The organism is Reyranella sp. (genome assembly GCF_965279465.1).
Taxonomy (GTDB): Bacteria; Pseudomonadota; Alphaproteobacteria; order Reyranellales; family Reyranellaceae; genus Reyranella.
The window spans coordinates 4376347-4387717 of the sequence record NZ_OZ257242.1; the positions used below are offsets into that span (position 1 = coordinate 4376347).

Sequence of the window (11371 nt, forward strand, 5' to 3'; positions counted from 1 at the left end):
CGCGGAGGGCGACGGCTCCTGCGCTAGATGACGGCGAAGTCGGCGTTGGTCAGGGCGAGGGCGGGGGCGAGCGTGGCGAACTGGATCGAGCCGCCGGCGGCGCTGCCGTTGCTGTCGTAGAACAGCTTGCCGGTGTCGGTCTCGTAGATGATGCGGTCGCTGGCGTCCTGTGCGGTGCCGCTGGCGTTGGCGGCGAATTGGGCGAGGCTCAGCGTCCCGGTGCCCGCGATGGACGTGAAGATCGCGCTGTCGAGCCGGATCGTGTCGGCGGCGACGTTGAAGTCGGTGATCGTGTCGATGTTGGACGCGCCGAGGGCGGTCCCGAAGGCGAACATATCGGCGCCGAGCCCGCCGGTCAGCGTGTCCGAGCCCAGCCTGCCGTCGAGGTCGTTGTTGCCGGCGTTGCCGGTGAGGGTGTTGGCGAGTGAGTTGCCGACGCCGCTGATGTTGCGGCTGCCCGTCAGGGTCAGCCGTTCGATATGCTGGCCGGCCAGGTTGAAGCGGACGGAGCTGTTGACCTGGTCCGTGCCTTCGCCGTCGTTCTCGACCACGACGTCGCTGACATTGTCGACCGTGTAGGTGTCGCTGCCGGCGCCGCCCGCCATCGTGTCGACGCCCGTCCTGCCGTCGAGGACGTTGTTGCCGGCGTTACCGGTGAGGGTATTGGCGAGCGAGTTGCCCGTGCCGTTTATGTTGCCGCTGCCGGTCAGGGTCAGCTGTTCGATGTACTGGCCGGCCAAGTCGAAGCTGACGGAGCTGTTGACCTGGTCGGTTCCTCCGCCGTTTTTTTCGACCACGAGGTCGCCGGTATTGTCGACCGTGAAGGTGTCGTTGCCGGCGCCGCCCGTCATCGTGTCCGCGCCCGTCTTGCCGTCGAGGATGTTGTTGGCCGCGTTGCCGGTGAGGGTATTGGCGAGCGAGTTGCCGGTGGCGTTGATGTTGCTGCTGCCGGTCAGGGTCAGCCGCTCGATGTACTGGCCGGTCAGGTTGAAGCTGACGGAGCTGTTGACCTGGTCCGTTCCTTCACCGTTTTTCTCGACCACGACGTCGCCGGCATTGTCGACCGTGTAGGTGTCGCTGCCGGCGCCGCCCGCCATCGTGTCCGCGCCCGTCTTGCCGTCGAGGACATTGTTGCCGGCGTTGCCGGTGAGGGTGTTGGCGAGCGAGTTGCCGGTGCCGTTTATGTTGCTGCTGCCCGTCAGGGTCAGCCGTTCGATGTACTGACCGGTCAGGTCGAAGCTGACGGAGCTGTTGACCAGGTCCGTTCCCTGACCGTTGATCTCGATCACCGTGTCGCCGGCATTGTCGACTGTGTAGCTGTCGTCGCCGGTGCCGCCCTTCATGACGTCGGCGCCGAGGCCGCCATCCAGGGTGTCGTTGCCGCCGTTGCCTTCGAGAACGTTCGTGGCCGTGCTGCCCATGATGGTATCGCCGCCCTGGCTGCCCCTGGCATTCTCGAAGTTGAGGATCGACTCGGTGTTGCCTGCCAGCACCACGGTCTGCCCGGCCGCAAGATCGATGGTCACGATGCCGTCGACGAACGTAACGAAGCTGTAGTCGATGGTGTCTGTGCCGGTGCCGCCGTCATGGACGTCGAAGTTCACGAAGTCCTTGTCGACGACCCGGTCGTCGCCCTCGCCGCCCAGCACGGCGTCCACGCCCTGGCTGCCGGTCACGAGGTCGTTGCCGGCACCGGCATCGATCGTGAGCTGGACGACGCCGACGGCCAGACCGCCGGCGTCGATCGTGTCGTTGCCGCCGAGGCCGTTGAGGACGAGCCTGTCGTTGCCGGCTTCGGCGTTCGAGATCTGCACGGCCGCGGCAAGGCCGCCGACGCTGATCACGCCGCCGGCCGCCGTGACGGTCACCGTATCGGCACCTGCCGTCCCGTCGACGCTCACCCGGTCGGCCTGCGCATCGCCGACACTGCCGCCAATAGTGGCGGCAAGGTCGACCTTGACCAGGGTCGTGTCGGTCCCGCTGAGGTCGTGGATGCGCACGTTGTCGGCGCCGCCGAGCGCGCGATGCTCGAGGGTTTCCACGTCGTCGAGGTCGAGGACGATGTTGGCGATATCGCGGGTGAACCGCACCCTCCCGCCGTTGGCGGAGATATCGATGTTCTCGTTGATGTTCGCGCCGTTGAACAGCAGCCGGTCGGTCCCGGCCTGGCCCTCGATCGTGTCGTTGCCGTCGCCCGGATCCCACTGGAACACGTCGTCCCCGGCCCCGAGCAGGGCGACGTCGTTGCCCTGCTGGCCGTCGATGAAGTCGTTGCCGTCGCCGCCGATCAGCGTGTCGACGCCGTTGCTTCCCAGGATGGTGTCGTTGCCCGTGCCGCCGTCGACGGTGATTGCAATGAGGGCGGCGAGGTTGCCGGTGGCGCTGAACGAATCGTCGCCGCCGTTCATGTTGACGACGAGGCTCTCGGTGGTGCCGATGTCGAGGCTGAAGGGCGCCGGATCGATCCGGTCGAAGCGCACCCGCGTACCGTTGGCGGTCGCGGTGAAGACCTCCGCGCCGTTGCCGCCGTTCACCTCGGCGGTGTCGAAGTCGGCGCCGCCCTCGAACAGGTCGGTGTCGTCGCCGGGATTCCAGATCATCCGGTCGTTGCCGGCCTCGCCGAACATCTGGTCGTCGCCATCGCCGCCGGTCAGCGTGTCGTTGCCGTCACCGCCGAACAGCAGGTCGTTGCCGCCCTTGCCGAGCAGGACGTCGTTGTCGCCCTCGCCGAACAGCTGGTCGCCGCCCGAGCCGCCGGTGAGGGTGTCGTTGCCCGCGCCGCCGAGCAGGTTGGCCGCCGGCACCGCGCCACCGGCCTCGTTCAAGGTGAGAACGTCATTGCCGCCGAGGCCGTTGAGGACGAGCCTGTCGAGATCGGCTTCGGCGTTCGAGATCTGGACGACCGCGGCAAGGCCGCCGACGCTGGTCACGCCGCCGGCCGCCGTGACGGTCACCGTATCGGCACCTGCCGTCCCGTCGACGCTCACCCGGTCGGCCTGCGCATCGCCGACACTGCCGCCAACAGTGGCGGCAAGGTCGACCTTGACCAGGGTCGTGTCGGTCCCGCTGAGGTCGTGGATGCGCACGTTGTCGGCGCCGCCGAGCGCGCGATGCTCGAGGGTCTCCACGTCGTCGAGGTCGAGGACGATGTTGGCGATGTCGCGGGTGAACCGCACCCTCCCGCCGTTGGCGGCGATATCGATGTTCTCGTTGATGTTCGCGCCGTTGAACAGCAGCCGGTCGGTCCCGGCCTGGCCCTCGATCGTGTCGTTGCCGTCGCCCGGATCCCACTGGAACACGTCGTCGCCGGCCCCGAGCAGGGCAAGGTCGTTGCCCTGCTGGCCGTCGATGAAGTCGTTGCCGTCGCCGCCGATCAGCAGGTCGATGCCGTTGCTTCCCAGGATGGTGTCGTTGCCCGTGCCGCCGTCGACGGTGATGCCGATGAGCGCTGCCAGGTTGCCGGTGGCGCTGAAGGAGTCGTCGCCGCCGTTCATGTTGACGATGAGGCTCTCGGTGGTGCCGATGTCGAGGCTGAAGGGCGCCGGATCGATCCGGTCGAAGCGCACCCGCGTACCGTTGGCGGTCGCGGTGAAGACCTCCGCGCCGTTGCCGCCGTTCACCTCGGCGGTGTCGAAGTCGGCGCCGCCTTCGAACAGGTCGGTATCGTCGCCGGGATTCCAGATCATCCGGTCGTTGCCGGCCTCGCCGAACATCTGGTCGTCGCCATCGCCGCCGGTCAGCGTGTCGTTGTCCGCGCCGCCGAACAGGAAGTCGTTACCGCCCTTGCCGAGCACGACGTCGTTGCCGGCCTGGCCGAACAGCTGGTCGCCGCCCGAGCCGCCGGTGAGGGTGTCGTTGCCCGTGCCGCCGAACAGGTTGGCCCTCGGCAGCGCGCCGTTTATCTCGCTGAGCGTGAGGATGTCGGCACCGTCCTGGCCGAAAATCTGGATCAGCGTCGTGTTGGCGACGGTGGGCGTGCCGCCCTGCACCGCGACCGCGCCGCCGTTGACGAGCAGCGTGCCGGCCGCGTTGCGGCTGACGGTGACGTTGTTGCCCAACGCGTCGCCGAATACCGACAGCACGCCGGAGGTGGGAACGAACGTCGCCGTAACAGCCATGTCATCGTCCTTTCGAGCCCGAGCGCTCGACGCGAGGGGGCGCTTGAATTTCGACCAATCTTGGGCGTCTCGCCGTCAGGGCGAGGGCGCCGCACACTTCCTTCTGAGCGATTCGAACAGCGCCTGATCGGGCTCGCCGGTTTCGGCATCGCCGGCGGAAACCTGGAACTTGCGGATCGCCGCGCGAGTCGCCGGTCCGACCGTGCCGTAGACGGTTCCCTCGTAGAGGCCGAGATCGCGCAGCATGCCCTGGATGGCCTTGCCCTGTTCCGTCTTCTCGGCCGGCCAGGTCCCGTCGACCGTGCACTTCGACTTTGCCGGTGCGGGCTTCTCGCCGGGCGCGGCGGGCGGATCGCTGACGCCCGCAACGGCTGGTGGCGAGGGTGCCGCTGCCGGTATCGGTGACGGCGAGGGGATCGGGACCGGAGGCGGCCCAGGGTTCCGCGCGACCGGCGCGGTCGCAGCGGGCGCCGCCGGACGCGGCGGCAGCTTCAGCCCCTGAGCGGCGCGCGACGGCTCGACCGGCGCCGGTGGCGCGGCAGGCGCAGGGGCGGGGGTAGGGGCGGGCGGCGACGCACGGTCGCCTGCAGGCAGGATCGGAGGCCTGTCCCTGTCCCGTGCCCAGAACGCGACGCCGGCCCCGCCGAGCAAGCTCAATACGACAGCGTAGGCCACGTACGCCATGACGGGCTTGCGTGTGCCAGTCGCATCGCCGGAAGCTGTCGCCATGTGATTGCTTTACTCTATCCCCCGAACTCCAGCCATGGACGCTACCGGCGGCCGGAGCGGCGTTCAAGCACGTGCCCTGCGGCGGCGCTCCGGAATTCGCGCCTCCAACCGGACACGATGGCGCGAAGCGGGGGCGTCGGAGGGTGTTTGAAGCTCACGTTGGAAGTCCAATGTGGCTTGTCGAATATCGATCCCTTCAAACTGGAGTTGATCGCCCGGCCACGCCGATGCGCAAGAGGCGGCTTTGGATCGACGTGGGAAAACAGCCTCTGTCCGGCAAATGCGCGGTTGCCAAACGCCCCAGATAGACCGACCATGAATATTCTCTCTTATGCAGGAGATGCAGCCAGGAGCCATTGAACGAATCCGATTTGCCCATACGGGAGGTCACGATGATCAATGAAGCCAAGCTCGGCGAGTTGATGGGGCGTATGCTTGGTGATCTGGGTGGAGCAATGAGCATTGCGCTCGTGCGCGTGGGTGATTCACTGGGGCTCTACAAGGCGCTTCATGACAAGGGACCGCTGACGCCCGCCGGGCTGGCGGCGGCAACCGGCACCGCCGAACGGTATGTTCGCGAATGGTTGGCCGCCCAGGCGGCATCCGGGTACGTCGCCTACGACAAGGCTACCGGGACGTTCAGCTTGCCCGCGGAGCAAGCCATGGTGTTCGCGGACGAAGACAGCCCGGTCTTCCTCATGGGAGCCTTCGATGCCGCGGCGGCAATGCTGCAAAGCCAGTCCAGGGTCCAGGAAGCGTTCAAGACCGGCGGTGGTGTGCAGTGGGGCGACCAGGCCGCCTGCTGCTTCTGCGCGACCGCCCGTTTTTTCCGGCCGGGCTATCGCGCCAACCTGGTTGCCCAATGGTTGCCCGCACTCGACGGCGTCGTCGACAAGCTGCGCGCCGGCGCAACGGTGGCCGATGTCGGCTGCGGTCATGGGCTGTCGACCATCATCATGGCGGAGGCTTTCCCCAACTCGCAGTTCACCGGCTTCGACTTTCATGAAGGGTCGATCGACGCGGCGCGGGAGCATGCGAGGCAACACGGAGCCGGCAACGTCCGCTTCGAGGTGGCCAAGGCCAAGGAGTTCACGGGCCGCGGCTACGACCTGGTGACCTTCTTCGACTGCCTGCACGACATGGGCGACCCCGCGGGCGCCGCCGCGCACGTGCGCCGGGCGTTGAAGCCGGACGGCAGCTGGATGATCGTCGAGCCGTTGGCCCGCGATCGCCTCGAGGACAATCTGAACCCCGTGGGGCGCCTTTACTATTCCGCCTCGACGATGATCTGTGTGCCGACGTCCCTTTCCCAGGAGGTCGGCGCGGCGCTCGGCGCCCAGGCGGGAGAGGCGAAGCTGCGTGAGATGATTTCCAGAGGCGGCTTCACGCAGGTCCGGCGCGCCACGGAAACGCCTTTCAACATGATCCTCGAAGCGCGGCCCTGACGGTCCCGCGTTCGCTGTCGACCGGCTTTTCCCGCGCAGCTTTGCGTAACGCGTCGGTTGCTCGCCGCTTTCACGCCAGGTCTTAGTCGCGCACGCGTTCCGCCCGTTACCCAGTCAACCGCGCACCAGGCGCACATCCGGAGGAGAGACGCCATGGCAGTGATTCTCACGGCCCGCTGGAAGATCGCGAACCAGGAGGTCGGCCGCAAGTGGGGCAAGGTCGCCATCGAGGTCTGGACGAAGGCCGGCGCGACCAACGCGCGCGCGTTCACGGTCATGCTCGGTCCGAACGTCGGGCAATGGGTTTTTGCCATCGAGTTTGCCGACCTCGCCGCATTTGGGAAGGCACGCGATACGGTGCGCGCCACACCCGAATCCAGGCAATGGAACGAGGAATTGCCCAAAGCCGGCAACGTCCTGCTGGAAACCGGCCTTTTCGACGATCTCAAATTCTAGGCTTCTGCCGTCGAGCGGCGCGTACACGCCGAGACTGACCGGTCATTCCCGCCGCAAAGGGCCGGTCGGTCCCGCCGCGTGATCGATGCTGCCTTCGCTGGGAGCGCGGCTCTCCAGAGGCGCTCATGGAATGGTGCAACCAATGGATTTGAGCGGCTCTGGAGAGCCGCGCTCCCAGCGGCATGACCATGACTCATGTCCGGCATCACGACGGGCCGCACGCTTTCGGCGAGCACGCGCCGGGTTACCAGGCGGCCCGCTCGGGCCGGCGGAAGTTCGAGATATCGCGGCGCAACCGAACGTTCCAAAACTCTCAGCTTTGGTTGCTGTCTGATATCGCCATTGTCCGCTATTGGGTAGCAGCCCATCCAACCCGGAATCGAGCCGCGCGGTGCTTGCTCGTGTGCGCCTTGCCGCTACCAATAGCGGGTTCGGTCCATCCGCCTTCGTGCCTCCTCGACGCCACGGTGGATCGCCTCTTCTTCCGGCTTCGGCGGACGAATCAGCTTCGTAATCCACACGACGGCAGGCACGCCCACCACGACGGTGAAAATGGCGCCGATCACCAGAGCCCTGTACATGCGGGCACGATATCGCCCCTGCCGTTCGTTGTCGTTCGCCCTTTCCGGCGCCCGCTCAACATCCCGACCGGTCAGGCGCGTGAGATCGGTGGGCGGAGAAAGGCGGAGCGGAACATCGACGCATCAGCCCCGTGGCGTCCAGCTCTTCTCGGCCAGCATCATGGCGTCTTCGCGTCCGGGTAGCGTCCGAGGACGATGCTTGCGGCACAGGGGGTGCGGGAGTGCCATCTGAGCCGTGGTCGGGTTGGCGATGGGTTGAGCTGGGTGAAAATGTCCTGGCTCACCCGATCGGGTGATGCGTGGTCCGGCGATGCCGCCTAGCATCACATCGGTTCGGAGGGCACCCGCATCCTCTCCGCTGAAATCGGCGGCAGATTCACCGAGCGGCAGGGACAGCCCACGGTAGAATGATGTCGTTCTCTATGCAATCTTATAAGCTTGATCGCAGCAGTCAGGGAGCTTGCCATGGTGGATCCGGTCACTGTCATCGGCGTCGTCGCGGCTGGGGTCAGCACGATCAATACGATCAAGGGCTGGTTCGGCGGCGGGAAGAGCGAAGTCGATTTCGATCAGGAATTCGCTCAGATCAATGGCAGGCTCGCCGATATCCAAAGCTCGCTCTACAACCTGACCGACATGGGCCGCACCATCCTGGAGGCGATCGGGCAGACGCAGGAGGCGCTCCTGCTCAACGAGATCGCCTCCGCCTATGCATTGGGCGACACCTCGATCCGCAACTTGCAAAGCTACCGCCTGACTGGTTCGCAGGGCGACCTCGACAATGCGCGCACCAATTCCGCGCAGGCGCTGATCAATATCAATGCCCTCGCTACTGCCCGTCCCGACCAGGCCCAGCAGCTGATCGGCCCGATGATGTATCTGTTGGGGCTCCGGTTGCGCGTCGCACGGGAACTGGATGACGGGGCCTTCGCGGCGCGCGCATACTCCCCGGACATCCAGAGAACCGCCGAGCTGCTCAACGCCATTGCCACCTCTATCGCCAATATGCCCAATCCCGGGCCGGATATCACCGTCACTACCGATCGGATAGGCCTCTTTACTGACCGCACGACGACCACCGTCTATAAAAACGCGCCCGGCAACTACTGGGTAACCTTCGAGACGGTCGAGCGGACCCTTTATGGTGTCGTCATCAGCCAGACGGAACGGCAACCGACGTGGGCAGAATACGTAAACGACCCAATCTTTGGCTCCGGGCTGACGTTTGGCAACTTCAACGGCAGTGTCGCCGATGCCATAGCGATGGGACGCCAGAAAGCCTTTGATATCCTGGGGCTAGCCCAGATCCGCGAGGCCGCGACGCAGATCGACCAGCTCGATGACGGCATCTACGATGAGGGCACGACCGGCAATGATGTCCGCAACGGCGGCGACCTTGCGGACGTCCTGCTCGGCAATGCCGGCAATGACCTGCTCAACGGCGCCAACGGCGACGACGCGCTCCGGGGCGAAGACGGCAATGACACGCTGGATGGCGGGGCGGGCATCAATATCCTGCGTGGGGGCGCCGGCGACGACAAGCTGATCGACAGTGCCGTCGGCGCGGATGTGTTCGACGGCGGCGCGGGGTTCGACACGGTCTCCTTCGCCGGGTACCCGCTTTGGTTCGTCACGGGCGTCACCATTTCGCTGGCCACGGGGTATGACAGTTACACCGGCAACCAGCTGATCGGTATCGAGGCGCTCGAAGGCGGCTCGGGGGCGGACCGTTTCACCGGCAACGCCGAGGCCAATCGCCTGGCCGGCGCGGCCGGCAATGACGTGCTGGAAGGCGCGGGGGGCGACGATACCCTGTTGGGCCAGCAGGGCGACGACGCCCTGGCCGGCGGCGACGGCACCGACATGGCTCGCTTCAGCGACGCCAGCTATGATCCTGGCACCGGCGTTATCGTCGATCTGGAGGCCGGCACCGCGACCGGCGACGGCACGGACACCCTGTCCGGGATCGAGGACGCCGCGGGCACCGCCCAGGGCGATACGCTGCACGGCAGTGCCGCCGCCAATGACCTGCTGGGCCTGGCCGGCAACGACCAGCTGAATGGCCGGGCCGGGGACGACGTGCTGGTTGGCGGCTCCGGCAATGACACGCTGCGCGGCGGCGATGGCAATGACACGCTCTATGGCGACGATATATCGGGGGGCGGGGATGGCGGCGACCGCATTTATGGCGATGGCGGCGACGACATCTTCATGCTGGTCTCGGCGGGCGCGCTGCGCGACAGGCTGACCGGCGGCAGCGGGCGCGATACCTATCGTCTGGCCGCGACCGGCGTCTATGACGTGGTCACCGATTTCAAGGCAGGCGTGGGAGGAGATGTCATCGACCTGTCGTTCCTGTCGCCGCTGGACCAGGCGGACGCCTTCGCCAGCGGCCTGCTTCGCCTGGTGCAGTCCGGCACCGATACCACGGAGCTGCAGATCGACACCGACCCCGGGGCCGGCCGAGCCTATGCCAGCTTGATCGTGCTCGAAGGCGTTCGCCCGGCTGAGTTCACCGCGATCAACTTCAGCCCGGCCGCCGGCTTCGTGCAACGGGGCTGGGACATCGTCGGCAGCACCTCGGGCGAAAGCCTCGTGGGCTCGAACTTCGGTGAACGCATCCTTGGCGTCGGCGGGAACGATTCCCTGACGGGAAATGGCGGCAACGACACCCTCGACGGCGGCACCGGCGCAGACGTGATGACCGGGGGCGCGGGCAGCGACAGCTACACGGTCGACAATGCCGGCGACAAGGCGATCGAAAAGAACGGCGAAGGAACGGACCTGGTCAACAGCTCCGTCAGCTTCGGCCTGGCCGGGCAGTACATCGAGCGGCTGACCCTGACGGGTAGTGCCAATATCAACGGCACCGGCAACACGCTGGCCAACACCCTGACCGGCAACGCGGGCAACAACGTCCTCGACGGCGGGGCGGGCGCGGACACAATGGCGGGCGGCGCCGGCAGCGACACCTACATCGTCGACAATGCCGGCGACATCGCGGTCGAAAAAAACGGCGGAGGAACGGACCTGGTCAACAGCTCCGTCAGCTTCGACCTGACGGGCCAGTACATCGAGCGGCTGACCCTGACCGGCAGCGCCAGCATCAACGCCAGCGGCAACTCGCTCGCCAACGTGCTCACCGGCAATGCGGCCAACAACGTCCTCGACGGCAAGACGGGCGCGGACACGATGACCGGCGGCGCCGGCAACGACACTTACACGCTCGACAATGCCGGCGACGTCGTGGCCGAGAAAAACGGTGAAGGAACGGACCTGGTCAACAGCTCCGTCAGCTTCAACCTGACCGGCCAGTACATCGAACGGCTGACCCTGACCGGCAGCGCCAGCATCAACGCCACCGGCAACTCGCTCGCCAACACCCTGACCGGCAATGCCGGCAACAACGTCCTCGATGGCAAGACCGGCGCGGACACGATGGCGGGCGCTGTGGGCAACGACACCTACATCGTCGACAATGCCGGCGACATCGTGGTCGAAAAAAACGGCGAAGGAACGGACCAGGTCAACAGCTCCGTCAGCTTCAACCTGACCGGCCAGTACATCGAACGGCTGACCCTGACCGGCAGCGGCACCATCAGCGGCACCGGCAACTCGCTCGACAACGCGCTCGTCGGCAACGCCGGTCGCAACTTCCTCAATGGCGGAACGGGTTCGGACGTGCTGACCGGCGGGCTCGGCGCCGATGTATTCGTTTTCAGAAGTGTCCTCGGCGCGTCCAACATCGACACGATCACCGACTACAACGTCGCCGCGGATACGATCCAGCTCGACAATGCGGTCTTCACGGCCATCGCGGGCACCGGGACGCTGAGCCTCGCCCAGTTCGCCGCCAACGCCAGCGGCACGGCCCAGGATGCCAGCGACCGCATCATCTACGAGACCGACACCGGCAAGCTGTTCTACGACAGCAACGGCAACGCCGCCGGCGGGGCGATCCAGTTCGCCAAGCTCACCGCGGGCCTCGCCTTGACCAACGCCGACTTCTCCATCGCTTAGGGCGAGCATCGGCGGGCTCGCG

At 66.4% G+C, this 11371-nt stretch carries 7 protein-coding genes; 3 read left to right on the forward strand and 4 right to left on the reverse strand.

The features are described 5' to 3' along the window. Window positions 1-23: 23 nt before the first annotated feature. Entirely contained in the window at window positions 24-4118 is a 4095-nt protein-coding gene (locus ACQY8M_RS21220; RefSeq protein ID WP_428659275.1) for a beta strand repeat-containing protein, read from the reverse strand. Window positions 4119-4193: 75 nt separating this feature from the next. Continuing rightward, window positions 4194-4847: a peptidoglycan-binding domain-containing protein gene (locus ACQY8M_RS21225; RefSeq protein ID WP_428659277.1), complete on the reverse strand. Its 654-nt coding sequence runs from the start codon at window positions 4845-4847 to the stop codon at window positions 4194-4196. A 392-nt stretch (window positions 4848-5239) separates the two neighbouring features. On the opposite strand from ACQY8M_RS21225, the gene ACQY8M_RS21230 reads away from it, so the two are divergent. Continuing rightward, window positions 5240-6292 carry a class I SAM-dependent methyltransferase gene (locus tag ACQY8M_RS21230; protein WP_428659280.1) on the forward strand — a complete coding sequence of 351 codons (1053 nt, stop codon included), beginning with the start codon at window positions 5240-5242 and terminating at the stop codon, window positions 6290-6292. Window positions 6293-6445: 153 nt separating this feature from the next. Next, entirely contained in the window at window positions 6446-6748 is a 303-nt protein-coding gene (locus ACQY8M_RS21235) for a hypothetical protein (RefSeq protein ID WP_428659283.1), read from the forward strand. A gap of 416 nt (window positions 6749-7164) precedes the next feature. On the opposite strand, the gene ACQY8M_RS21240 is transcribed toward ACQY8M_RS21235, so the two are convergent. Beyond that, window positions 7165-7314 (reverse strand): hypothetical protein, encoded by a 150-nt coding sequence (locus tag ACQY8M_RS21240; RefSeq protein WP_428659286.1) that lies wholly within the window; start codon window positions 7312-7314, stop codon window positions 7165-7167. Between the two features lie 435 nt (window positions 7315-7749). Beyond that, window positions 7750-7941 carry a hypothetical protein gene (locus ACQY8M_RS21245; protein ID WP_428659289.1) on the reverse strand — a complete coding sequence of 64 codons (192 nt, stop codon included), beginning with the start codon at window positions 7939-7941 and terminating at the stop codon, window positions 7750-7752. Between the two features lie 102 nt (window positions 7942-8043). On the opposite strand from ACQY8M_RS21245, the gene ACQY8M_RS21250 reads away from it, so the two are divergent. After that, window positions 8044-11349 carry a hypothetical protein gene (locus tag ACQY8M_RS21250; RefSeq protein ID WP_428659292.1) on the forward strand — a complete coding sequence of 1102 codons (3306 nt, stop codon included), beginning with the start codon at window positions 8044-8046 and terminating at the stop codon, window positions 11347-11349. The last annotated feature ends 22 nt before the right edge of the window (window positions 11350-11371 follow it).